Annotated in this window: 21 protein-coding genes and 3 pseudogenes; 18 read left to right on the plus strand and 6 right to left on the minus strand. The window is 72.6% G+C overall.

From position 1 onward, the window contains the following. Positions 1-24: 24 nt before the first annotated feature. Entirely contained in the window at positions 25-549 is a 525-nt protein-coding gene (locus F3L20_RS18635) for a hypothetical protein (protein WP_150155341.1), read from the minus strand. 513 nt (positions 550-1,062) lie between these two features. Next, positions 1,063-2,262: a hypothetical protein gene (locus F3L20_RS18640; protein ID WP_150155342.1), complete on the minus strand. Its 1,200-nt coding sequence runs from the start codon at positions 2,260-2,262 to the stop codon at positions 1,063-1,065. A gap of 85 nt (positions 2,263-2,347) precedes the next feature. Between F3L20_RS18640 and F3L20_RS18645 the strand changes: the two genes are divergently transcribed. The 15 genes and pseudogenes from F3L20_RS18645 to F3L20_RS18710 all read left to right on the plus strand — a co-directional run bounded on the left by F3L20_RS18645 (position 2,348) and on the right by F3L20_RS18710 (position 20,071). Continuing rightward, a complete protein-coding gene (locus F3L20_RS18645) occupies positions 2,348-3,325 on the plus strand; it encodes an ABC transporter substrate-binding protein (protein WP_150155343.1) in 978 nt (325 codons plus the stop codon). Between the two features lie 92 nt (positions 3,326-3,417). Continuing rightward, complete coding sequence (locus F3L20_RS18650; protein ID WP_150155344.1) at positions 3,418-4,560, plus strand: FecCD family ABC transporter permease; 1,143 nt, start codon at positions 3,418-3,420, stop codon at positions 4,558-4,560. Then, the gene (locus tag F3L20_RS18655; protein ID WP_150155345.1) at positions 4,557-5,564 is read left to right on the plus strand and encodes a FecCD family ABC transporter permease; all 1,008 of its coding nucleotides are present in this window, start codon (positions 4,557-4,559) and stop codon (positions 5,562-5,564) included. The genes F3L20_RS18650 and F3L20_RS18655 overlap by 4 nt, the downstream gene beginning before the upstream one ends. 21 nt (positions 5,565-5,585) lie before the next feature. After that, complete coding sequence (locus F3L20_RS18660; protein WP_150155346.1) at positions 5,586-6,407, plus strand: ABC transporter ATP-binding protein; 822 nt, start codon at positions 5,586-5,588, stop codon at positions 6,405-6,407. A gap of 57 nt (positions 6,408-6,464) precedes the next feature. Further along, the gene (amiA, locus tag F3L20_RS34725; protein ID WP_240449383.1) at positions 6,465-6,578 is read left to right on the plus strand and encodes a streptamidine family RiPP; all 114 of its coding nucleotides are present in this window, start codon (positions 6,465-6,467) and stop codon (positions 6,576-6,578) included. Positions 6,579-6,671: 93 nt separating this feature from the next. Then, positions 6,672-7,526, plus strand: a complete 855-nt coding sequence (locus F3L20_RS18665; protein ID WP_150155347.1) for a hypothetical protein — start codon at positions 6,672-6,674, stop codon at positions 7,524-7,526. Continuing rightward, a pseudogene (locus F3L20_RS18670) lies at positions 7,523-9,003 on the plus strand (CocE/NonD family hydrolase). Before F3L20_RS18665 ends, F3L20_RS18670 begins: the two are co-directional and overlap by 4 nt. Beyond that, positions 9,000-10,378, plus strand: a pseudogene (locus F3L20_RS18675) (YcaO-like family protein). The pseudogenes F3L20_RS18670 and F3L20_RS18675 overlap by 4 nt, the downstream one beginning before the upstream one ends. Before the next feature lie 8 nt (positions 10,379-10,386). Then, positions 10,387-11,520: a SagB/ThcOx family dehydrogenase gene (locus tag F3L20_RS18680; protein ID WP_240810689.1), complete on the plus strand. Its 1,134-nt coding sequence runs from the start codon at positions 10,387-10,389 to the stop codon at positions 11,518-11,520. After that, complete coding sequence (locus F3L20_RS18685; protein WP_150155349.1) at positions 11,517-13,256, plus strand: ABC transporter ATP-binding protein/permease; 1,740 nt, start codon at positions 11,517-11,519, stop codon at positions 13,254-13,256. Before F3L20_RS18680 ends, F3L20_RS18685 begins: the two co-directional genes overlap by 4 nt. Continuing rightward, positions 13,253-15,028: an ABC transporter ATP-binding protein gene (locus tag F3L20_RS18690; protein WP_150155350.1), complete on the plus strand. Its 1,776-nt coding sequence runs from the start codon at positions 13,253-13,255 to the stop codon at positions 15,026-15,028. Before F3L20_RS18685 ends, F3L20_RS18690 begins: the two co-directional genes overlap by 4 nt. A gap of 117 nt (positions 15,029-15,145) precedes the next feature. After that, a complete protein-coding gene (locus F3L20_RS18695) occupies positions 15,146-16,642 on the plus strand; it encodes a Y4yA family PLP-dependent enzyme (RefSeq protein WP_167534552.1) in 1,497 nt (498 codons plus the stop codon). Beyond that, positions 16,639-17,976, plus strand: coding sequence for a pyridoxal-phosphate dependent enzyme (locus F3L20_RS18700; protein ID WP_150155351.1), 1,338 nt, complete (start codon positions 16,639-16,641; stop codon positions 17,974-17,976). Before F3L20_RS18695 ends, F3L20_RS18700 begins: the two co-directional genes overlap by 4 nt. Next, entirely contained in the window at positions 17,973-19,196 is a 1,224-nt protein-coding gene (locus F3L20_RS18705; protein ID WP_431193162.1) for an aminotransferase class V-fold PLP-dependent enzyme, read from the plus strand. The genes F3L20_RS18700 and F3L20_RS18705 overlap by 4 nt, the downstream gene beginning before the upstream one ends. A gap of 80 nt (positions 19,197-19,276) precedes the next feature. Continuing rightward, positions 19,277-20,071 carry a class I SAM-dependent methyltransferase gene (locus F3L20_RS18710; RefSeq protein WP_150155352.1) on the plus strand — a complete coding sequence of 265 codons (795 nt, stop codon included), beginning with the start codon at positions 19,277-19,279 and terminating at the stop codon, positions 20,069-20,071. A gap of 398 nt (positions 20,072-20,469) precedes the next feature. Here F3L20_RS18710 and rpsR read toward each other — a convergent pair whose 3' ends face one another. The 4 genes and pseudogenes from rpsR to rpmG all read right to left on the minus strand — a co-directional run bounded on the left by rpsR (position 20,470) and on the right by rpmG (position 22,363). Beyond that, positions 20,470-20,706, minus strand: a complete 237-nt coding sequence (rpsR, locus tag F3L20_RS18715) for a 30S ribosomal protein S18 (protein WP_150155353.1) — start codon at positions 20,704-20,706, stop codon at positions 20,470-20,472. Positions 20,707-20,743: 37 nt separating this feature from the next. After that, positions 20,744-21,899 (minus strand): annotated as a pseudogene (locus tag F3L20_RS18720) (CobW family GTP-binding protein). Then, positions 21,899-22,153 carry a type B 50S ribosomal protein L31 gene (locus F3L20_RS18725; RefSeq protein ID WP_150155354.1) on the minus strand — a complete coding sequence of 85 codons (255 nt, stop codon included), beginning with the start codon at positions 22,151-22,153 and terminating at the stop codon, positions 21,899-21,901. The pseudogene F3L20_RS18720 and the gene F3L20_RS18725 overlap by 1 nt, the downstream one beginning before the upstream one ends. Positions 22,154-22,198: 45 nt before the next feature. Beyond that, the gene (rpmG, locus tag F3L20_RS18730; protein WP_145824333.1) at positions 22,199-22,363 is read right to left on the minus strand and encodes a 50S ribosomal protein L33; all 165 of its coding nucleotides are present in this window, start codon (positions 22,361-22,363) and stop codon (positions 22,199-22,201) included. Between the two features lie 70 nt (positions 22,364-22,433). Between rpmG and rpmB the strand changes: the two genes are divergently transcribed. The 3 genes from rpmB (at position 22,434) to F3L20_RS18745 (ending at position 24,260) form a co-directional block, all read left to right on the plus strand. Continuing rightward, a complete protein-coding gene (gene rpmB, locus F3L20_RS18735) occupies positions 22,434-22,670 on the plus strand; it encodes a 50S ribosomal protein L28 (RefSeq protein WP_004936751.1) in 237 nt (78 codons plus the stop codon). Then, complete coding sequence (gene rpsN / locus F3L20_RS18740; RefSeq protein ID WP_150155355.1) at positions 22,670-22,975, plus strand: 30S ribosomal protein S14; 306 nt, start codon at positions 22,670-22,672, stop codon at positions 22,973-22,975. The genes rpmB and rpsN overlap by 1 nt, the downstream gene beginning before the upstream one ends. A 346-nt stretch (positions 22,976-23,321) precedes the next feature. Then, entirely contained in the window at positions 23,322-24,260 is a 939-nt protein-coding gene (locus F3L20_RS18745) for a MerR family transcriptional regulator (protein ID WP_150155356.1), read from the plus strand. Positions 24,261-24,269 lie beyond the last annotated feature (9 nt).

Consider the following 24,269-nt stretch of genomic DNA (forward strand, 5'->3'; position numbering starts at 1 on the left):
CCCCCGGTAGTGGCGGTCCGGCGCTCACTTGTGCTGCACGGCCTGGCGCATCCAGTGGAGGCGCTCCAGGGTGCGGCGGCGCATCCACAGAACCCAGAAGCACAGCGCGACCATGCCGGCCGCGAAGACAAGGGGGAAGACGAGGGACCCGCTGAAGGCCCCGAGTACGACCAGGCCGATCGCGACGATGCCCATGGCGCCGAGCCAGTACGGCAGCCACTTGCGGGCCCTTTCCATCTGGTCGAGCTGCTCGGCCACCAGCCGTCGCACGGCCGCCTGTTCCTCGGGTTCCTGCGGTACCTCATGGTGACGGATCTTTCGGTTCAGATCCGCGAGTCCGCCCGCGTCGGTGCCCACGGCTCGGGCGGCCCGGCGGCGCTGTACGGCCAGGAACGCCATGGCGATCCCGGTGTAGAGAGCGCTATGGAGCACCCAGACAGCCGGGTGCTCGTCTCTGCGGAACAAGGCCGTGATACCCAGTCCCAGCAGGAACACCAGGACGGCCTGTGCGGTCAGACTGCGGTCGAATAAGCGCTTGAGCGACAGCACAGCGCAGACCTCCTCGAAAGCGGAGTCGGGACAGCGTCATCGGCTTGCGGATACCCCGAGTTCTCCTGCTCATCTGACGAAGAGCTGGTCTCGCAGCGCAGGATGGGCCGTTGAGCCGTCGCCGTCCGAGGAACCGAGGCCGGATGCTCGTCATCACCGGCCGCTCCGGTGCCCGAAGAACGGTCGTCTCCGCGCCCTCTTCGCCGGTGTCGTCGGAGGAGTTGTTGCCCCCTCCGCCGCCGGGTCAGGCCGAGTCCGGCTCCCACTGGAGGCTGCGCGAGCTGTCCCCGCACTGCGTGCGCACGTCCGCGCACGCCGGACCGGTCACTTACCTTCGGACAGCTACGCATCGCTGTCGGAAGTGCTTCTCAGCGGCGCTGCGATCCCGATGTGGTGCCACGTGGTGGTGGATCGCTCCAGGCCGCGTTGACGGGCGGTACTTCCGTCCCAATCGACGCGTACGCGTTCGCCGAGGGGTTCGTCGCGGCTGAGTTCGCGTCGGCCCTCAGCCCGTCACCGACCCACGGGATCACCGTCCGCGCCGTCGTCCCGGACACGCAGTGTCAGGTGGCCGCCGTGATGCAGCGGTGTGCTCAGCCGCGGACGCGCCGCCTCGTGGCCGGTCTCCGCGTCGACGATGTGCACCTCGCCGTGGCCGCCCCGGGTGACGGCGATCCAGTCGGAGCCCGGTGAGGCGGCCACCGCGCGGCGTTGGACGCCCTCCCAAGGAGTGCCGCCGCGACGTGGAGCACCGTCCATACCGGGCAGGGGGAAGTGGCGGACGGTGCCGAAGGCGCCGAGCAGGATCAGCTCGTCGCCGTCGGGATGGACACGGGTGAAGGCGGTGTGGTGCCGGGCGAGAGCCAGCCGGAAGACGAGCCCGGGACCGAGGTCTGTGAGCAGCGTGCGGCCGGTTCCCAGCTGGTGGTGCCATGCCTGGTTGGTCCACTCCGGCCAGCGCAGCGGGTCCGGGTCGCCGCCGCGCAGCGTGGTCCACAGCGCCTGACGCCGGGTGTCGAGCCGGAGGTACCAGCCCCGAGCCGGCGCCGCCCACGGAATGACCGCCTCGGCGACAAGGCTGTCGCCCTTCCTGCGGGCCCGGTGCACTCCTTGGCTCGTGGCCGCGAACACCTGCTCCGAACCGGGTGCCTGTGCGTCCCCGTGTCCGTCGTCCGGCAGCGGCAGGAGCGCGTGAGGGGTGACCAGGGGGCAGCCGGGCGGAGCCGCGAGGAGGTCCGCGAACCGGTGGACGGCCAGCGCACCGGGCTCCCGGTGCCGCAGTACGACCAGAGGGTCGGCCTCGCCCAGCACGGTGACGCCCGGTTCGCCGACGCGCGTCCGCACCCGTGCGACCTCTCCGGTGACCAGGTCGAGGACCGTCAGGAGGTCCGACCACGGTGCGCTGTTCTTGCCGAGGCCGGTGGTGACGGCCAGTCGGCGGCCGGACGGGTCGCAGGCGAGGTGCTCGGCCGGCACGGCGACCGGAACCGCGCGCTCCACGAGTTTCCCGGCGTAGGGGTTGAGCACCAGCAGTTCCCCGCGGCGGTCGTCGACGCAGGCCGCCCGCCCGCCCGGCAGAGCCAAGAACCCTGCGTGCTCCGAAAGGTGACGGCCGGTGAGGCGTCCTGCCACGGCACCGTCGGGCACGGTCAGCAGGTGTACGGCTCCGGCCACATGGTCGGAGACCAGCAGGACGGGTGTGTCGGCAGGCATGAGTCCTCCAGAAACCGGTCTGGTGAAAATGATTATCATGTATCTTCAGTGCGTTCCCAGCACCTGAGAAGAAGCGAGGGCATCGATGCTGCGCTCATCGTCGAGATTCGTCCGCAGTTGGCTCACCGCAGCGGCGGTGGGCTCGCTCCTGGTCGGCTGCGGCTCGTCCCCCGAAGAGCCCGCGAACGGAAAGGCCAAGCCCACGGCGAGGACGGAGGTGACCGTCGAACCCATCAAGGCCTCGACGGACTTGACCGACACCAACGGCGTCAGGATCTCCCTGAAGAAGGAGCCCGAGCGGATCGTCTGCCTGTTCGCCCTGTGCGACGACATCCTGACCGAACTGGGCATCGTCCCGACGGCCACCAACAGCGCTTTGCTCGCCCACCCGGACTTCCTGGGGGAGGAGAAGGCCAAGGAAGTGGACATCATCCCCGGCGGCTTCATCGCCCCGGAGGTGGAGGCGATCCTCTCCCACAGGCCCGACCTCGTGATCGGCCTCGGGGACACTCACGGCAAGCTCGCCCCAGCGCTGAAGGGAGCGACCACGTTCTGGGCCATGCAGCCCGAGACGTGGCAGGACAGCGTGGGCTACCTGCGCGACACCGCCGCGCTCACCGGCCGCACCGCCCAGGGGGAGAAGGCGGAGAGGACGTTCCGGACGAAGCTCGCCGCCGCCGAGAAGACCCCGAGCGACAAGACCGCGCTCATCATCTACGGCAGTGACGAGAACTTCGGCGTCGCGACGCCCGAAGGTGACGTGGCCGCCAGTCTGTTCCCCAAGATCGCCGAATACCCGTGGAAGTCCCGGGGTGTGGAGGGCAGTTACAGTCTCGAAGAGATCCTCGCCAAGGACGTCGACGTGCTGTTCGTCGAGACGCTGAGCTTCGGCGACGCGGAGGGCGAACTGTCCGAGAAGCTCGCCGGGAACCCGCTCTGGAGCAAGATTCCGGCAGTGAGGAACGGTGACGTCCACGAGGTGAACTCAGAGGTGTGGGCCAAGGGGCGCGGCACCCGTTCGCTGGGCATCGTGCTCGACGAGGCCACGGCCGCGCTGCGGTGAGGACGCCCCATTCAGCGCCCGCCGTAGTCGATCGCGCCGCGGCGGGCGAAGAGCGGCCGTCGCGCGGTGCGCGGAAGCGGCAACCGCTTCTGGTGGTCGTGTTGCTGGCCGTCTCCTCGGTCTGCGCGCTCAGCCTCGGCACCCCTACGTCCCCCGCACCGGCTGGTCGCCGCGTGCTGGAGGGGGACACCACTCTCGCCGGGATCGTCGTGAGTGAACTCCGCCTGCCCCGGCTGCTGTTGGCGTTGGTCGCCGGAGCCTGTCTGGGGGCGGCCGGACTGGTGCTCCAGGAGGCGCTGCGCAATCCACTGGCGGTTCCGGAGATGCTGGGTGTGTCGTCCGGGGCGGCGCTCGGGGTGGCCGCTCCGCTGGTGCTGGCCTTCTCGCTGCCCGCCGCCGTCCAGCCTCTGCCGGCCATCGGCGGGGCCGCCCTCGGTGGCGGGCTCACGTTGCTTGTCGCCGGGATCGGGCGCAGTCCGTCCGCCGTGCTCCTGACCGGCGCGGCGGTGGCGGCCGCGTTGCAGGCCGCGCTGCTCGTGCTGATGGTCATGGCCGACCAGTTGGACCTCCAGCTGATCTACCGCTACCTGCTCGGTTCCCTCTCCGCCCGGACGTGGGACGACGTGACGGGCCTGTGGCCGTGGCTGCTCGTCGCGGTGCCCGCACTCGTGCTGTGCGCGCCGGTGCTGTCCGTCCTGCGGCTGGGCGACGAGGACGCGGAGGCGCTCGGTGTGCGAGCGCAGCGCGCCCGGCTGGCGGCGCTGGCCATCGCCGTGGTGCTGATCGCCCCGGTGACGGCCGTGTGCGGGCCCGTCGCGTGGGTGGGGTTCCTCGCCCCGCACCTGAGCCGCTGGTTCGCCCCCGCGGCGGGAGCGGTGCGCTGGCTCCCCTGGTCCGCGGCCTGGGGCGCGGTCGTCGTGGCGGTCGCCGATGTCCCGGCCCGGCTGGCGCTGGCACCCGTGGAGACCCCCGCCGGCGCGTGGACGGCCCTGCTGGGGGTTCCGGCCGGCGTCGCGCTGATGCGGTCGGGCGGCCGCCGCCGGACGGCCCGGCACGGACAGGCCGCTTCGGTCGGTGCGCGCGAGCAGCTGTCCGAGCTGCGGAAGACGGCTGCGGGTGTGGCGGACGAAGTAGCTCCCGCCGCGGCATCGCATCACGCTCACCCGGGCGAACCCGGGCCCGGCGGCCCGACCTCGCCGGCTCTCGGAACGATCGGCACGGAGGATCCACGGTGACCCGGCGTTTCGCGTCCCTCGCGGCACTGGCCGCCGTGTGCGCCGCGGTGGAGTTGGTGGCCGGGCGCGGCATGTCCCCGGGGGCGGTCTGGGACGTCCTCAGCGGCGGCGGTGACGCGACGGAGCGCCACATCCTGTTCCAACTGCGTCTGCCGAGGCTGCTGGTTGCCCTCGGCGCGGGCGCCTGTCTGGCCGTGGCAGGGTTGGTCCTGCAGTCCGCACTGCGCAATCCCCTGGCCGGGCCCGAGGTGACAGGCGTGACCCCGGGGGCGGTCCTCGGCGCCGTCACCGCGACCGCCCTGGGGCTCGCCGGGTGGCATTCGCCCCTGGCCGTGGTCCTCGCCGCGTGCGCCGGCGGGTGTGCCGGAGCAGCGCTGCTGTGGCTGCTCGCCGGCCGCGGGCGTGGTGACCCCGCGCAGACCGCCGTGCACGGGGTGCTGGTGTCGGCGGTGCTCGGCGGTCTCACCGCCATGGTCCTGCTGGTGGAGCCGGGTGAGCTCGGCAGCGTCGTGCAGTGGCTGGTGGGCACCACGGAGGGCCGGGTGTGGGAGCACTGGCACCTGCTGTGGCCATGGGCGCTCGTCTGGGGGGTTGCTGCCTGGCTGCTGGCGGGGCCGTTGACCCTGCTGCGCTGCGGGGACGACATCGCCCTCGCCGCCGGTCTCTCCGCTCGCCGGGCCCGGACCCTGGCCTTGCTGTGCGCGGTGGCCCTGACCGCCGGCGCCGTGGCTGCCGTCGGCGCGCTGGGCTTCATCGGGTTGCTCGTCCCGCATCTGGCCGTGGCCGTCTTCGGTGCGGACCTGCGCCGGAGCCTTCCCGGCGCCGCACTGACAGGCGCGGTCGTGGTGTGCGGCGCGGACGCGGTGGCGCAGTGGTCCTCGCGGCTGCTGGCGACGGCGCTGGACTCCGGACGGCTCACGCTGCCGGTCGGGGCGCTGACCGCCTGCCTTGGTGCCGCGCTGCTGCTGCTCGTCGTGCGCCGCACGCCGAGCCGTACGTTCTGACGTCGAAATTGAGGACAGAGCATGAACGAGTCCGTGGGGATCCACGTCGAGGGGGTTCATTTCGGCTACCCCGGACGACCCGTGCTGCGGGGCGTCGACCTGACCGTCCGGCCGGGCGAACTGACCGCTTTGATCGGTCTGAACGGCTGCGGCAAGTCGACCCTGCTGCGGCTGGCCGCCGGGCTGCTGAAACCCGACGAAGGGCGCGTGCTGCTCGGCGAGGACGATGTCACGCGGCTTTCCAGACGCGCCACGGCACGGAAGGTGGCCTTGCTGCACCAGTCGGCTCCGGCCGTGCCGGGCATGACGGTGCGTCACCTCGTCCGTCAGGGGCGGTATGCGGCACGCGGTCCGCTGGGCATGCTGCGCGAGGACGACGACCCCGCCGTGCGCAGGGCGCTGCGCGACGTCGGGGTGGAGGAGTGGGCCGAACGTGACGTCGACGCGCTGTCCGGCGGCGAACGGCAACGCGTCAGGCTCGCGATGGCGCTCGCTCAGGACACCCGGGTCCTGCTGCTCGACGAGCCGACGACGTACCTGGATCTGCACCACCAGCTCGACGTACTGCAGACCGTGGTCCGGTTGCGGGAGGAACGCGGGCTCACAGTGGTGATGGTGCTGCACGACCTGGCCCACGCGGCACGGTTCGCCGAGCGGATCGTCGCCCTGCGGGAGGGCCGTGTGGTGGCCGACGGAGCGCCGAAGCAGGTCGTCACGCCGAGGTTGCTGGCGGAGGTGCTGCAGGTGGCGGGCCGGGTCGGTGAGGATCCGGAAGGGGGGTGGCCTGTGTGTTACCCAGATCACCCCATCGCGGCTCTAGAATATGAAAATCAAATTCATTAGAGTGAGGTCACGGCGCTCATCCGAACGCCGTATCTCCCTGCTGATGAAGGAGAGTTCATGGAAAACGAGCAGGTCTTCGCGCCGATCGCCGACCCGGGTCAGCTGGCTCATGACTCGGCCTCCCACTCCAACGCGCTCGTCGAGAACCCCTTCGAGGACACCGAGGAGTAAGCGAGGGTCTGGCCACCCTCTAACCGTGGGCCCGCCCGATGCCTTCCGGGCGGGCCCACGCCCGTCCCCGCTCCCGTCGACAGGAGAATCGCCGTGTCCCGTAGCCGACTCGTCCCCGGTGCCGAGGTCGTCGCCGTGCCAGGGCGAGGGCTTGCCGTCCGCACCCCCGCAGGGGAGTTCTTCAGTGTCAGGACAGCAGACGTCGACGAGGACGCCTTGCTCTCCCTGCTCACCGGGGGGACCCCGGGCCCGCTGGACGAGGGGACGGATCGCGTGATCCGGGCGTTCGAAGAAGCCGGTTATCTGGCGGAAGGGCCGTTGGGCCCGGAGTGGCCCGCCGCTCGCCAGGATGTCAGGATCCTCGGCGACCCGGTCCTGACCGAACCGCTCGCCGTACAACTGGCCGCCCTGGGCGCGCGGCCCCGTACGACTCCGGCCGTGACCGCCTCCGGCAGCTCGCCGGTGGGTATCGAGGACCTGCTCGACGGACACCCCTCCGCGGTCGTGTGGTGCCTGGACGGACCCGTGCCGGACGGCTTGTGGGACGCCGCCGACCGGCTGCCGGAGCACGGTGTCGCGTGGCTGCGCTGCCACCGCGAGGGCTGGCAGGCGTACGTCGAGCCGGTGGCCGCCGCTCCCGGGGACGTCACCTCGGCGCACGTCCGGTCGCGTCGGCTCGCCGCCACGCCCGCTCACCGCGAACTGGCCGCGTACTGGAGCGGACCGCGTACCTCCGGCGCACCGGTCCGGCTCGCCGCGCCCGCCGCCACGCTGCTCGCCGCACTGCTCGCGGACGACCTCGGCCGGTGGGCGGGCGGAGCCTCCGACCCGGGGGGACTCCCGGTGCGGCGCCGACTGCGACAGGTGGACCTGCGCACGCTGACCGTCACCGAGCACCCCGTGCTGCCGGTGCCCGACGTCGCGCCCATGCCGAGGAAGAACGGATGACGGCGTTCAGCACGGCTGTGGGGGGACTCGCCACCGACGTCCTGCTCCCGGCCGGTGACGGCCCCTTCCCGACCGTCCTGGTGCGCACCCCCTACGACCGGACCCGGCACGAGGCCGAAGCGCGTGGCTGGGCCCGCCACGGGTTCGCCGCCGTCGTCCAGGACGTGCGGGGGCGGTTCGCGTCGCCGGGGGAGTGGCACCCGTACGCGCACGAGACCGCGGACGGAACAGCGGCCGTCCGCTGGATCCGGCGGCAGCCGTGGAGCGACGGGCGGCTGGTGGCCGCCGGCGCCTCCTACGCCGCCCACTGCGCCCTCGTCCTCGCCCTCGACGCGCCCCGGGACGCCCGGCCGGACGCCGTCGTCGCGGCCGTGCCCGCCCTCGGCCTGGCGGAGACCGCCCGCGAGGCGTCCGGCGTGGAACGGCTGCTTTCCCGCGCCGGATGGTGGGCCGCCCACGGCGACCGGCGCGACTCCGACGAAAGTGCGCTGACCAAGGCCCTCGCCGAGGACCCCGGCCTGCTCGCCCACCTGCCGTTGACCGCCCTGCCCGAGCGGCTGGGACGCCCCGTGCCCTCGTGGGCGGGGCTGTGGCGCCGGCCCGACCGCGGGCGCCTCGTGGTGCGGGCGGCGCACGCCGGGCCGCCCCTGCTCGCGGTGGGTGGCCACCACGACCACTTCACCGAGGAGACCGTCGCCCTGTGGCGCGCCTGGGGCGGATCCTCGGCGCGTCTGCTGCTCGGCCCCTGGGGGCACCCCCTGACCGCTGCTCCGGGGCCGGACGCGGGACCCGCCCACCGGCTGAACCTCGGCGAGCTGTACGTGCGCTGGGCCCGCCGCGCCCTGACCGGCGACCTCGCCCCCGGCCGCCACGGCGCACTGGCGCTCGGCGGCGCCGGCCTATGGCTGCCCGCCGACGCCGAGGGAGAACCGCGCGCCCACCGCACGCGCCTGCTGCACGGCTCCGCCTTCACCGCCGACCCCGCCCGGCCCGTTCGCTCCGACGACCTGACCGTCCCCGCCGACGGCGCGCCCGACCGCTGCCTCCTGGTCACACCGCCGTCGCCGCGTCCGCTCGACCTCGTCGGCCCCGTCAGTGTGCGGCTGCGGGCCGCCGCCCACACACCGTCCGCCGACTGGGCCGCCAGGCTCGTCGTGCTCCCACCGGACGGGACCGCCGAGCGGCTCGCCGTCGGTGTCGTCCGGCGTGCCGAACCGGCCGGCCGGGAAACTGCGTTCACCGTCGGACTCGGACGGCTCGCACGTCGGCTCCGGGCCGGTACGCGGCTGCGCCTGGAGATCGCCGGACACCACTTCCCGGCCCACGCCCGCAACCCCACACCGGGGACGACCCGATGACGGCCGCACAGTTGCTCGCCTCCCGTCGGGAGGTCGACCCGGACAGCGTGGTGCTGAACCTGCCCGTCCTCCCGTCCCCTCCCGCCCCCACCGACCCCGCCGAGGAGATCCTGCGATGACGGCTCTGCCGCTGGAAGCGCTCGTCGACCCCGTCTGCGGAATCGTCCGCAGGGTCAAGCCCGTCGAGCACCCCGCGGGCGCCCCGCCCCGCTACACCGCGCTCACGGCCGAGGTGTCCGACGCCCGCAGACACGGCCTGTGGCCCGCCGACCGGGTCTCCCTCGGCACCACCTTCGGCGACCCCGAGCAGGCGCGCGTCGCCGCGATAGCCGAGGGGATGGAGCGCTACTGCGGCAACCGTGTGCCGCCGCCCGGCCACCCGGACGCACCCCTGCGCGCCACGCCGCCGAACTGGCGGACAAGGGCTTGCGCCTGTACGGCCCCGCCGATCTGCCCGCCTACGCACCCTGGCAGTACGCCCGCGCGAAGTTCCCCTACCGCCCGCTCACCGCCGACACCCCCGCGCTGTGGACACGGGGAACCGAACGACTGCCCGACGGGACCGCCGCCGAGGTCTGGGCACCCGTCTCGCTCACCCACCTCAACTGGCGCCAAGGTGACCTGCGCGAGCTGCCCCGCACCCACCACCTCAACTACGCGGGGATCGCCACCGGACAGGGCCTCGACGACGCCGTCGAGCGCGGCCTGCTGGAGATCGTCGAACGCGACGCCCTGGAACTGTGGTGGCACCTGGACGGCCCGGCCCGGGGCATCGACCCGGCGAGCGTGCCCGGCCTCGCCGACGACCTCGCCGGCTCCGCGCTCGACGTCCACATCGTCGAGATGCACTCGGAGTTCGCCCCCTGCATGGCCGCGCTCGTCCACGACCCGCGCCTCGGCCTGTACGCCGCCGGGTTCGCCTGCAAGTACGATCCGGCCGAAGCCGCCCGCAAGGCCGTCCTCGAAGCCGTCCACACCTGGGTCTTCACCCAGGGCCTGACCGACCCCGACGGCTGGGTGTTCCAGGCCGTCGAAGCCGGGCTGCTCGCCCGGGGGCTGTACCTGGATCACCGGGCCGACGGCCGCTACCTCGACGTGTGCGGCGAGCAGTTCGAGCACGTGCGGGACCTGGGAGCACACGTGCAGGTGTGGCTGGACGAGCGGATGGCGGTCGAGGCCCGGAGGTTCACCGGGCCCGCGCTCGGGACGGTATCCGTCGCAGAGGTCGAGCCGGGCAGCCGGGAACGGCTGGAGAGCACCCTGCGCGGGGGCGGTCACCGTGTCATGACCTTCGACCTCACCACCGAGGACGTGGCGGAGACCGCGCTGCGCGTCGCCCGGGTCCTCGTCTCCGGACTGCTGCCCAACGCGCCCGCCGCCTTCGGCTACTTCGGCTGCCCGCGCCTCGCCGAGGCCGCCGTCGCGCGCGGATGGCGCACGACCGCGCCGAGCGCGCCGGAGGACTTCACGCTGGCACCTCCGCCGCACATGTGAGGGCCGCTGTGAAAGACCACCGCGAGGACCCGCCGACGGGCCTCGTCGCCGCCCTCGCCCGGGCCCGCTCCCCGGAGCGCCCCGGCCCCGACACGCCCGCCGGGACAGCCGTCCGCCCCTGGCCGGGGCCACCGTGCCGGATCCCGGAGGCCGGACCCGCTGACCTCGACCTGCGGGCCCTGCTGCGTCTGTCCCTGGCCGCCTCGGACACCTCCGGACGCCTCAGGCCCACCCCCTCCGCCGGTGCGCTGCACCCGGTGGACACCGAACTGGCCGTGGGAACCGGCTGCTCCCTGCCGCCCGGCCGCTACGGGTACGACCCGCTGCGCCACCGCGTCCACCTCGTCGGCCCGCCCGTCGACGGCACGCCGCCGGGCGTGACCGCCGCGCTTTCCGTCACCGCGCAGCGCACGGTGTCCCACTACGGCCACCGGGCCTGGCCCCTCCTGTTGCTGGACACCGGGCACGCCGCCGCGGCGTTGCTCCTGGCGGCCCGCGTCCTCGGCGCGGGCCAATCCGACGTACAGATCGACGGACGCACGGACGACCCCCTGGCCGTCGTACGTATCCCACCGCCCGACGGGCGAAGCCGGAGGCGCCCTGCAGAGACCGAGGACCCGCCCACCCCGGCCGACCTGCTGGCGCGCCGCAGTACCCCGCCACCGTTGCCGGGCCTCCCACCCCGCGATGCACTGCGGGCAGTCCTGGCCACCGCCGAACGATCCGGGGACGGTGGCCTGTTGCGCTGGTGTACCGCGGTCGGCCCGCCTCGGCCCGGTCTCATGGAGCTGACTCCCGAGGGCACGACCCTGCGGCACTACGCGTCCGGCGAGGCCCGTCCGACGCTCGCGGCCTGGGCGGCGAACCAGGCGTGGCTCGCGGACGCCGGCGCCGTACTGCTCGCCCACGGCTGCCCCACGGACGCCGACACCGCGCACATCCGCCGCGCTCACCTGCGAGCCGGCTTCGCCGTCCACCTGGCCCATGTCACAGCCCTGCGCCAAGGGCTGGCGGCCCGGCCCGTCGGCTCCTGGCAGCAGGCGGACCTCGGCGCCGCCCTCGGCGCCGCGCCGGGCCGTGACTGGATCGTGCACGCCCTGGCCCTCGGCACCCGCCACGCCGACGAGGAGAACTTCACATGACCGTCCACCCCGAGCTGCGCCGCGCCGCACGGCGCGCACGGCGCCCCCTGCTCGCGGCCACCCTCTTGCAGGTGGCCGTCACCCTCACGCACCTGGCGCAGGCCGCGCTGTTGGCCCTCGCGCTCGCCGGCCTGGCCCGCGGTGACATCGGCCGACTCCCGTGGCTGCTCGCCGCGGTGCTCGCCGTCGTCGCCGCCCGCGCCGGGCTCGCCCTGTGGCAGCGGCGCACCGCCACCCGCGCCGGCGCCCGGGTCAGGGTGGCACTGCGCGACGAACTCCTCGCGCACCTGGGCCGACTGGGGCCCGCGTACCTGAGCACAGCACGGGCCGGAGCCGTCCGCACGACCCTGGTCGAGGGGGTGGAGGGCGTCGACGCCTACGTCTCCCGCTACCTGCCCCAGCTCCTCGTCACCCTCGCGGTACCACCCCTGGTCCTCGCCGTCCTCGTTGTGGTCGAGCCCCTGGCCCTCCTCGGACTCGCCCCCGCCCTGCTCCTGGCCCTGCTGGGCCCGCGCGCCTGGGACCGGCTCCTCGCCGCCCGCGGGAAGGAGCACTGGGACACCTACGAAGGACTGGGCGCCGACTACCTGGAGGCTCTCCAGGGCATGCCCGCCCTGCGCGCCGCGGGCGCCGTCGGCCGCACCCGCGCACGCCTGGAGGAGCGGTCCGCGGCCCTGCACCGGGCGACCGTCGCCAAGCTGCGTGTGTCCCTGGTCGACACCGGCATCACCGACCTCGCCATCCAGGGCGGCACCGCCGCCGCCGCGCTCCTGGCGTGCTGGTCGGCCGTCACCGGATCCACCACCGCGGCCGGCACCTATCTGGTGCTGCTGCTGGCCTCCGAGTGCTGCCGCCCCGTCCGCGACCTCGCCCGGGAATGGCACGCCGGCTATCTGGGGGTGTCGGCCGCCGACGGGCTGGCGGCCCTCCGCACGGCCGAGCCGACGGTCCACGACACCGCAACGGCGCCCGCGCGGTGGCACGCTCCGCCCGAACTCCGTTTCCACAATGTCCGGTTCAGCTACGACGGCGCTCCCGCACGCGCCCTGGACGGTGTCTCCTTCACCGCGCGGGCGGGACGGACCACCGCGATCGTCGGGCCGTCCGGCGCGGGCAAGTCGACCCTCCTGGCCCTGCTCCTGCGCCACCACGATCCGCAGGAAGGGCGGATCACTCTCGACGGGCGCCCCACGACCGAATGCGCGCTCGACGCGCTGCGGCAGGGCATCGCCGTCGTCTCGCAGGAGACGTACCTGTTCCACGACACCATCGCCGACAACCTGCGTCTGGCGCGGCCCGGCGCCACTGACGACGAGCTCACCCGGGCGGCGCGCGCCGCCGGGATCCACGACGAGATCGCCGCCCTCCCGGACGGCTACGCCACCGTCCTCGGCGAACGGGGTGCCACGCTCTCCGGCGGCCAGCGACAGCGGCTCGCCCTCGCCCGGGCCCTGCTGTCCGACGCCCCGGTCCTCGTGCTCGACGAGGCCACCAGCGCGGTCGACGAGCGACGCGAGGCGGGCATCGTCCGGGAGCTGCTGAAGGCGGTCGGCGGGCGGACCGTCCTGGTGGTCGCCCACCGCCTCGCGGCCGTCCGGCACGCCGACCGGATCGTCGTCCTCGACGCGGGACGGGTGGACGCCATCGGCGACCACACCGGCCTGGCCGAGGCAGGTGGCGTCTACACCCGGCTCGTCGAGGCCGGCCGCGCCCACCGAGGGGAAATCGCCGCATGAGCACCGCCACCGGTCCCGCCGCCACCGGTCCCGCCGCCACCGGGGCGGACGCTCCCGCGCGGGGCGCGCTGCGCGCCCTGCTGCCCGCCCTCGCCGGGCACCGCGCCATGACGGCCCGCACCTGCGTCGCCGCCGTCCTCGAACAGGGATCCCTCGTCGCGCTGCTGACCCTGGCCGCGCACACCGTGGGCACCGCCGTCATCGACGGACACGCTCCCACGGCCGGCACCGTCACCGCGCTCGTGGCCCTCGCCGTGACGCGGGCCCTGATGACCTGGCGGGAGATGGACCTCTCCCACGACCTTGCCTACCGGGTCCTGGCCGCACTGCGGGTCCGCGTCTTCGACGGACTGGCCCGCAGCGCGCCCGCCCGGGTCGCGGGCCGCCGCAGCGGCGACCTCGCCGCCACCGCCATGGCCGACGTGGAGGCGCTCGAGTTCTTCTACGCCCACACCACCGCCCAACTGTTCGCGGCGGGAACGGTTTTCACCGGCGGCTCGGTACTTCTGTCCCTGGTTGAGCCGTGGTTGCTGGTGGCCGTCCTGCCGGTCGCGGCCCTGCTCGCCGCGGCGCCCTTCGCCGACGCCCGCGCACGCACGGCACGCGGCGGCCGCACCCGCACGGCCGTGGCCGCGCTGTCGGCCGACACGGTGGAGACCGTCGACGGGCTGCGCGAACTGCTTGCCTTCGGCGCCCTGGCCGGACGCCGCCGCACACTGGCGGAGCGAGGTCGGCAGGTGGGCAACGCCCAGCGCGCCGAGGCCACCTGGGAGGCCGTCGCCGCCGCCGTCCGCGATCTCCTCATCGTGGTCGCCGTCCTCGGCGTGGTCGCCGCGGCGGCACAGTCCGTGACCTCCGGACGGCTGCACGGTGCGTGGGCGCCGGCCGCGATGGCACTGGCCCTGTCCGTTCTCGGCCCGGTGGCGGAGTCGGCCCGCGCTCTGAGCCAGGCCGTGGCACTGCGCGCCGCCGCCTCCCGGGTCGACGCGGCCGTCAAGGCCCCCGCCCTTGCACCGCCGCCCACCGCCCCACGCCCCCTGCCTCCCGGGCCACTGGGCGTCCGGCTGCATCGCGTGAGGTTCGACTACGGCGGCGGGTCCGTCTTGGACGGCGTCGACCTCACTGTCCACCCCGGCCGGACACTCGCCCTCGTCGGCGCCTCCGGGGCCGGCAAGTCCACCTGTGCCCACCTGCTGGCCCGGTTCTGGGACCCGTCCGCCGGCGAGGTCCAGCTGCTGCCCGCCGACGGCGATCCCGTGGACGTGAGGGAGGTGAACGACGCGGAACTGCGGCGTGCGGTGATGCTGGTGGGACAGGACACCCCCCTCTTCCACGGCACCCTCGCCGAGAACCTGCGGCTCGCCGCGCCCGAGGCCGACGACCGGGCGCTGGCCGAGGCGGCACGACTGTGCGGCGTCGACCGGATCGCCCCCCTGGACACCCTCGTCGGCGAGCGGGGCGCCACGCTCTCCGGCGGTCAGCGCGCCCGCATCGCCCTGGCCCGCGCGCTGCTGGCCCGTCCGCGCGTCCTCGTGCTCGACGAGTCCACCGCCCACCTCGACAACACCGGCGACGCCGAACTCGCCACCGCGCTGCGGGAGGAGAGCCGCACCACGATCTTCATCGCCCACCGCCCCGCGACCATCCGCCGCGCCGACCGCATCGCCGTCCTGGAGGACGGCCTCATCACGGAAGAGGGAACGTGGCAGGAACTCACGAGCCGCCCCGGCAGCGCGCTCAACCGCATCCTCAGCAGCAACCACCCTTTCTGAGCACGGCACTTCGCCCACGAACCGGACCAGTGACGCTTAGGGGCGGGTGTACCTGGAAACGACTACCCCCGAACGATCGTCGCCTCGGCGGTCGGCCGGCACCGGGAGGGGTCTCACGTGGACGCACCCTTGTATCTGAGGCCCAGGGTGGAGCCGCCGCTCGCCCGCCTGCTGGCGGACCGGCCCTTCCTGAACTCGCTCGTCGACGCGCTGGGGTCGCCGCTCAACGTGCTGATCCCCGAGGCCGTGTCCGAGAACGCCGCCCGCTTCCGTGCCGTCTACCGCCGCCACCATCTCACCGGGCGGGTGTACTTCGCGCACAAGGCGAACCGGTCCAGCGCCCTGCTGCGGCGACTGGCGGCGGAGGACCCGGCCACCGTCGGCGTCGACGTCGCCTCCACGGAGGAGCTGAGGCACGCACTGGGTTGTGGGTTCACCGGCGACCGCATCATGGCCACCGGCCCCAAGGACGCCGCGTTCCTCTGGCTGGCCGCGCGCGTCGGAGCCACGGTCAGCCTGGACTCGCCCGGGGAACTGGAACGTCTCTCCGGACTGGTGCGCGCGCACGCGTTCGGCCGGGTGGCCGTGCTGGTACGTCTGTCGGGGTTCGAGCGCGCCACCGGCCACGGGGGAGCGGGCACCCGGCTGCTCTCCCGGCGCAGCCGCTTCGGCACCCCGTTACGTGACATGGGGGAGCTGCTGTCGGCGCTCGAACGCAACGCCGACACCGTGGAGTTCGTCGGCGCCGCCTACCACCTCGACACCACCGGCGTGGAGGAGAAGGCGCGGGCGCTGGAGCAGTGCGTGCTGTTCATGGACGCATGCCGGGCGCGGGGACTCGCGCCGCGCGCTCTCGACATCGGGGGCGGATTCGGCGTCGGCTACGTCGCCGAGGCGGAGGAATGGGAGCGGTGGACCACCGCGCTGACCGAGGCGGTGCTCGGCGTCCGCCCGCCGTTGACCTGGCGCGGCCACGGATACGGGCTGCGCAACGAGGGCGGCACGGTGCGCGGTGCCGCCGCGCTGTACCCCGCGTACCGCGCCACCGCCGGCCCGGGTTACCTCGACGAGTTGCTCTCACTGCCCGCGTCGGTGCTGGGCCGCCCGCCGGCCACCCTTCTGCTGGAGCACCTCCACGACCTGTACATCGAACCCGGTCGCTCCCTGGTCGACCAGTGCGGACTGTCGCTCGCCCGCGTGCTGGACGTACGGCCCGCGGACACGGACGCCGGGCACCACCTGGTGCAACTCGCCATGAACGCGGGTGACATGAGCCTGGAGGAGCACGGGGTCCTGGTGGACCCCGTCCTGCTGCCGCGCGGCGAAGCGGCGGCGGGTGACGGCGAGCCGGTCGGCGTCTACCTCGCCGGCAATCTGTGCCTGGAAGGTGATCTCATCACCCGCCGCCTGGTCTTCCTGCCCCGGCTGCCGCGGGCGGGGGATCTGCTGGCCTTCGCCAACACCGCCGGGTACGCCATGGACTTCCACGCCCATCACGCCCAGCGGCAGCCCGTCGCGCGGACGGTGGCGGTGGAGCGGCGGGGCGACTCATGGCACTGGTGCCCGGACGAGGACTACTGGCCGATCACACCCCTGGGGGGAGCAGTCGGATGAGGTACGACAGCATCACCGAGGCCATAGGCAACACGCCTCTGGTGCGCATCGATCCCGCCGTACACGGTCTGCGCAACATCGACCTCTATGCCAAGCTGGAGATGCTCAATCCGTTCGGGTCCGTCAAGGACCGGCCCGCCTGGCACATGGCACGGCCCCATCTGGAGGCCGCCACCAGCCCTGACGGGACGGTCGTGGAGCTCTCCAGCGGCAACACGGCCAAGGCACTCGCCCTGTTGGCCGGTATGCACGGAGCGCGCTTCAAAAGCGTCACCAACCGCATGCGCGTGCCCGAGATCAAGGAACTGCTGCTGCTCATCGGCGCCGAGATCGAGGAACTTCCCGGGCGCAGCGAGTGCCTTGACCCGACCGACACGGACGACCCGCTGACGCACTTCCACCGGGCGCTGTCCGACCCGGGGAGTACGTACCTGCACACCGACCAGTACTTCAACCCACGCAACGTCGAGGCCCACGCGGAGGGTACCGGCCCCGAGATAGTGAAGGACCTGGACGGCCGGGTGCCGGACTGGTTCATCGCCTGCGTGGGCACGGCCGGTTCGTCGACCGGTGTCGCCAGGGTCCTGCGTGAGCACGACCCGCGCGTACGGGTGCTCGGCCTGGTCGCCCACAAGTCGGACTTCATACCAGGCATCCGCACCATTGACGAGGTCCACCAGGTGGGCCTGTTCGACCCGACGACGTACGACACCATCGAGTCGGTCACCTCCGACGAGGCCATCGACGGGATGATCACCCTGATCCGCCGGTGCGGACTGCTGAGCGGACCGACCGGCGGCGCCGCCTACCAGGGGGCGGTCCGGCAACTGCGGTATGCCGACGCCGAGCTGAACGGGACCGGGCAGCGCCGGACGGCGGTGTTCATCGTGTGCGACCGGGCCGAGAGCTACCTCAGCTATGTGCGTCAGCGACGCCCCGAACTCCTGGGCCGGACGGACCGGGGGCGCTCCGCGGTGGCCGTCACCGACGCCGAGGCCCGTGCGGAGGGCCGCGTCATCGACGTGGACGACGCCCGTCGCTGGTCTGCCGAGGGTGACCCCCGGCCACTCGTGGTCGACCTGCGCAGTCCACACGCCTATGCCGCCCTGCACATCGAGGGCTCGGTCAACATCGTCGACGAGGTGTTCGAGGACCTGCTGCGGGGCGGGCTCCCCTTCAGCAAGCGCACCCCCGTGCTGCTGGCCTGTCCCGTGGGTGAGAAGTCACTGCGCTTCGCCGCCGCGCTGACCCGGATGGGCCACCCGGACGTCCGCAGCCTGGCCGGCGGGATCGTCGCCTGGCGGGACGCGGGCGCACCGCTGGTGCGCGAGTGAGTACGGCACACCCGCCGTCCGCGGTGGAACGCGAGGGCCCGCTCTGGCAGCGGGAGGTGAGAGAACAGTTTCCCATCGTCACCGGCCATCCGGACTTGGCGTATCTCGACAGCGCGGCCACGTCCCAGAAGCCACGTGCCGTACTGGAGGCCGTCCAGACGTACCTCACGACGTCGAACGCCAACGCCGGCCGCGGCACCTACCCCTGGGCCAACCGGACCACGGACCTCGTGGAAACGACTCGAGAACGGGTCAAGGAGTTCCTCCACGACCCCGAACCGGGCAGCTCCGCCGTCCACTTCACCAGCGGCACCACCGAGGGCCTGCGTACGGTCGCCCGTGACTGGCTCGTGTCGTACCTCAGGGACGGGGACGAGATCCTCGTGCCGTATGCCGACCACCGGGCCAATCTCGACCCCTGGCTCGAGGCCCGTCGGCTGCTGGCCGAGCGCGGTGTCCAGGTTCGCGTACGGGCGCTGCCGTACCAGGCGGTCTCCGGCGACTACGACCACCGGGCCCTGGCCGAGGCCATCGGCCCGCGGAGCCGCTTCGTGGCCGCCACCCACGTCCACCATGTCTACGGCGGCGACATGAACGTGCACCGCATCCGCGAAGCGGTCGGCCCGGACGTGCCGATCTGCCTGGACGCGGCACAGAGCGTCGGTCACCTGCCCGTCCACCTCGACGATCCGTCGCTGGACGTCGATTTCGTGGTCTTCTCCGGGCACAAGGCGATGGCCCTGCCCGGATCAGGCGCGGTCTGGGCGCGCAACGCGCGAGGGCCCGTGTTCCGGCCGGACGGCTGGCAGGGCACGCCCAACACGGCGGGCATCGTGTCGCTGCGGGCCGCGCTCGACTGGCTCGACGCGACCTGCGTCGAGCGGATCGCGCGCTGGACGACCACCCTCACCACCCGGCTGACGGACCGGCTCGGACGGCTCGGCCCGTACGAGGTCCTCGGCTGCCCGGTGAGCCTCGCCGCCGACTCCCCCCTGCCCGCGGCCCAGCGTCGCCACGGCATCGTCACCTTCCGTCACCGTGACATCCCGTCCGACGACCTCGGGTTCATCCTCTTCAGCCACGGTTTCATGGTGCGTGCCGACAGCCTCTGCCAGGCAGGCACCGACGAGCGGGACGCATCCGTACGGGTGAGCCTGCACGCCTACAACACGCCCGAGGAGATCGACCGCCTGCTGTCCGTCCTCGCGTCGTTGTCCTGAACAGCAACTGATAACCGTTTCCACCTGTAGATTCGTCTGTGCCCACGGATGAACGAGAGACGGATGAGGTGGCGCGAGCGATGGGCGTGAGCATGGGGACGGCCAGGGCATGGGTGGAGCGCTGGGAACGGCAGCAGGAGCGGTACGCGGTGGACCGCGAGGAGCGGTTCACCGTGATCGCGGACGTCGTCGAACACACCGTCGTCGGCCGCACCCGCCCCCTGCTGCTCGACCTCGGGTGCGGCCCCGGCTCCCTGGCCGCCAGGCTCGCGGCCCGTTTCCCGCACGCGGAGATCGTGGCCGCCGACATGGACCCCGTGCTGCTGGAACTGGGACGCACCCACCATGCGAACGCCGCCCGCTTCGTGGACACCGTCATCGGCGCGGACGGCTGGACCGACGCCCTCGGGCTGGACCGCCCCCTGGACGCCGCCGTCTCGACGACCGCGCTGCACTACCTGCCCGAGCCCGCACTGCTGCGAACCTACCGTTCCCTCGCGTCCCTGCTACGCCCCGGCGGCGTCCTCGTCAACGGGGACCACCTCCCGCCGGACGCGGGGCCCTGTTCGAACCTCACCGCCCACGTGGGCCGCCGAAGGTCGGAGCGTACGGGCGGCCACACGCGGGAGGACTGGCGGTCCTGGTGGGACGCCGCGGCCCGGGACCCCGAACTGGCCGACCTGCTCGACGAACGCCGACGGCGCCACGCCCTCCACCACGGCGGCGCCGAGCAGGTCACGGTGCGCCGCCACGCCGCACTGCTGCGCCGGGCCGGCTTCGCCCACGTCGCGCCGGTCTGGCAGTTCGGCGACAGTACGGTCCTGGTGGCGATCATGGGCGGAACGCGCGGACTCCCCGCTCCCGCCGGGACCTGAAGTCAGCAGCGGGAGAACGCCGCTTGGGGGTACCACCTCAGGCGCTGTCGTATTCGGCAGCTTGCCAGGCGCGCGCGATCCCGAATGCGCCATCCAGGCCGAGGGAAACCCCAGTTCGCCATGAGGACGCCACGTGCCCGTCTGCCGCAGCCGGGTCACGTACCAGGCGCCGCCGTCCCCCTGGTGTGACGAACCCGATCGGTCGGACCGCGCGGGCCCCGAGCGAGGAGGCGCTGTCATTGTCATGCGGCTCACGAGGGCCACTGGGACGACCACTGACTGTTCGCGGGCACCCCTCCCGGAAATGCAGAATGCACCCCTGCTCCTAGGGGTGCATTCTGTGTGCTTTCGCATTTCGCGCAGAAACGCTTGCGCAGGGGGGGGTGAGCGGTCGCTGCTTACCGGCTCGAGTAGGGAAGGAGCGCCATCTCACGGGCGTTCTTGATCGCGGTGGCGATCTGTCGTTGCTGCTGGGCGGTGACGCGGGTGACGCGACGGCTGCGGATCTTGCCACGGTCCGAGATGAACTTCCGCAGCAGATCGGTGTCCTTGTAGTCGATGTAGGTGATCCGGGCCGTGTCCAGCGGGTTGGGACGGGACTTCAGCGGCTTGCGAGGGCCTTGGCGGGGGGGCATGGTGCTCCTTCTGTGGTGTGGGGCGGTTGGGACGGTGCTACGCGACGGGGTCGAGGAGAGAGTTGAAGACGGCCGGCAGTCGCTTCCACGCTTCGGGGCCTGCCCTGTACTCGGCGTCGGTGAGCAGGCAGGACTCCAGCACCCGTGCGAGTCCGTCGCGGTCCAGGCCGGGTGAGGTGAAGACGAGGTGCTGGCAGCGGTCCCCGTGTTCGGGGTGCCAGTCCAGTGCGGCGGCCGCCCGGCGTACGGGAGGGACCATCTCCCAGGCGGCGTCCGGCAGGGAGGCGAGCCACGGGCCGACGCTCTCCACGCACAGGGCTCCGCCGGCGGCGTCCCAGGCGAGCAGGGTGTCGGGGCGGTCGGCGAGCCAGAACCGACCTCTGCTGCGGGCAGCGGCGCAGCAGAGGTCTTCCAGTGCCTGATAGAGGCGTTCGGGGTGGAACGGGCGGTGCCGGCGCCAGACGAAGGTGGTGACGCCTGCCTCGTCGGCTTCCTGGGGGAGCAGGGCGCAGGCAGGGTGCTGGGCCGCGGCGGCAGCTTCGGCGTCGAAGCCGGCGAAGGCCAACCGTGCGAGCTCCGCTGAGTCGGCACCCACCTGGCGTGCGGTGGGGTGGAGTTGGGTGAGCAGAGCCCGGTCCTCGTCGTCGGCGTCCTCGCTGTCCATGACGGCGAGGACGGGGGCGTACTCCAGTTGCCTGGCGCAGGTGTCGCCGACCGTGCGCTGGTCGCCGGCCGCGGCGGCGAGGCCCGCCTCGGCCAGGTCGTCGCTGTTGCCGAGGCAGGGGAGTACGAGAGCCGGATCGACCGCCGTGATCACGTTGGTGAGTCGGACCGTGTCGCCGCCGTGGTGGACGACGACCTCGGCCATCCCCCTGGGTTCTACGGAGTCCCACAGCTCGACGACGGCGAGCCGGGTGAGGCCGGCCTCGGCGAGCCGTTCCAACTCGGGGACCAGGTCCTCGCGCAGGGCGCAGCACGCGCAGTCGTTGACCAGCGGGGCCTCGCCCCGGGACAACTCACCCGAGGCGTCGCGCACCTGACGCAGAACGGTGCCGTCGGCGGCTGTGGACAGGTCGTGATGGAGAGCGACGCTGTCGGGAACCAGGCGCAAGAGGTGGTCCACGAACCTTGCGGCGTGCCTCGGAGTGGAGCCCGGCGACGATGACGACGGGCAGTGGGGACCTGTCGCGCATCAGTTGGCTCCGCGTCGGCCGTACCGGCGCTCGAAGCGCTCGACTCGCCCGGCGGTGTCCAGGACCCGGGCGGTTCCGGTGTAGAAGGGGTGGCTGACGTGCGAGATCTCGACGTCGACCACCGGGTAGGTGTTGCCGTCCTCCCATTCGACCGTCTTGTCACTGGTCATGGTGGAGCGGGTGAGGAACGCGTAGTTCGCGGCACGGTCCCGGAAGACGACGGGACCGTAAGCGGGATGGATTCCGGGCTTCATGGGGCGTCCTTCAGTTTCGGCGGGCGGTGGCGGAGCGGCGCGAGGTCACCGTTCCTCGCGGAAGTCGACGTGACGTCGGGCGATCGGGTCGTACTTGCGCAGCACCATGCGGTCGGGGTCGTTGCGGCGGCTCTTGCGGGTGACATACGTGTAGCCGGTTCCCGCGGTGGAGCGGAGCTTGATGATCGGGCGTACCTCGTTGCGTGCCATGAGCGCTACTATATGGGAATGATTTCCATTACCAAAAACTAGCCGTCCCCGACGAGAGGTAGGTACGACCATGTCCGCCCACTGCCAACTGACCGGCGCCCAACCGGGCTTCGGCAACACCATCTCCCACTCGCATCGGCGCACTTCGCGCCGCTTCGACCCCAACATCCAGCGCAAGCGCTACTGGCTGCCCAGCGAGGGGCGGCATGTCCGGCTGACGCTCAGCGCGAAGGCGATCAAGACGGTCGACAGCATCGGCATCGAGGCAGCCGTGGCCCGCATCCGTGCCCGAGGAGGAAAGGTCTGATGGCCAAGAAGAGCAAGATCGCGCAGAACGAGAAGCGCAAGGCGGTCGTCGAGCGGTACGCGGTCCGCCGTGCGGAGCTGAAGGAGATCATCCGCCGGCAGGCCTCCACCGACGCCGAACGCCGGGCCGCGGCGGAAGAACTGCGGCGCCAGCCCCGCAACGCGAGCGCCACCCGAGTACGCAACCGGGACAGCGTGGACGGGCGACCGCGTGGCCACCTGCGGAAGTTCGGCCTGTCACGGGTCCGCGTCCGGGAGCAGGCCCACGCCGGCTTCCTGCCCGGGGTCACCAAGTCCTCCTGGTAGTCGCGCCGCTCGGACAACAAGCGGAGCATCCGGTCGTGACTCTTCGGAGCCACGACCGGATCCACCGCTGACCGGCGCGAGTCGCCCAGGCCCGAGGATTCAGCCCCTGTCAGTGACCGATGCCCAACGCGCCGCGCCGGCGGGCTGGGTGCGGCCTCGTACGAAGACCCAGGCCCTGTCCCAGCGGCCGCGGACCGTGCTGGACAGTGCCGTGTTGCACGAGTCGGATCGAGGCGGCTGCCCTTGGACTTGCAGGAATTGTCAGGACTTGTGGATCAGGGGCTGTTGCCTGCCGGCAGGCGAAGGGACTTGAGTCTCCAGTAGGGGGAGACGCAAAGGTGGGGTCATGGACGGCGACACTCTCTACTCGATCGGCGAACTGGCTCGACGGACCGGTCTCACGGTCAAGACCATTCGGTTCTACTCCGATCGCGGAATCGTGGCGCCGACGGACCGCAGCCCGGCCGGCTACCGCCTCTACAGCATTGATGCCGTCGCACGCCTGGACTTCGTGCGGACCTTGCGCGAGCTGGGTCTGGACCTTCCCACGATCCGCAAGGTCGTGGACCGCGAGCTCTCGCTTCCCGAGGTCGCCGCGGCGCACGCCGAAGCACTGGCAGTGCAGATCGGCGTCCTGCGCCTGCGTCGCGCGGTGCTGACGGCGGTGGCCGAGCGCGGGTCCACACCTGAGGAGACGGAACTCATGCACCGGCTGGCACAGCTCTCCGAGGACGAACGCCGACGTCTGATCGGCGAATTCCTCGACGCCGTCTTCGGCGGTCTTGGCGCCGTACCGGCATTCGCGGGGGCCATGCGCTCGATGACCCCCGAGCTGCCCGACGACCCCGAGGCAGAGCAGGTACAGGCATGGGTGGAGTTGGCCGAGATGTCCCTTGATCCGGATTTCCGCACCGTGGTGCGGCGGATGGCCGAGGACCAGGCAGTCGAGCAGGCGCGAAGCGACATGACGGGTCCGTGCCGGGACATCGCCGCAGTCGTCCGTGACCAGGTCGGCCCGGCCCTGGCCGCCGGCATCGACCCGGCCTCGCCCCAGGCCGATCCGATCGTCGCGGCGTTCACGGCGCACTACGCGCACCTCCTCGGCCGCCCCGACGGCGTCGAGCTTCGCCGCCGGCTGGCGACTCGACTGGAGAGCGTGAACGACCCCCGCAGGGAGCGGTACCTCCAGCTGCTTGCCGTGGTCAACGGCTGGCCGGCCCCGGAGAGTCTGGCTCCGGTGTTCGACTGGTCCGTCCACGCTCTGCGTGTCCGGGCACAGCAATGACGAGGCGGT

The sequence above is a fragment of the Streptomyces tendae genome (assembly GCF_008632955.1).
Lineage (GTDB): Bacteria > Actinomycetota > Actinomycetes > Streptomycetales > Streptomycetaceae > Streptomyces.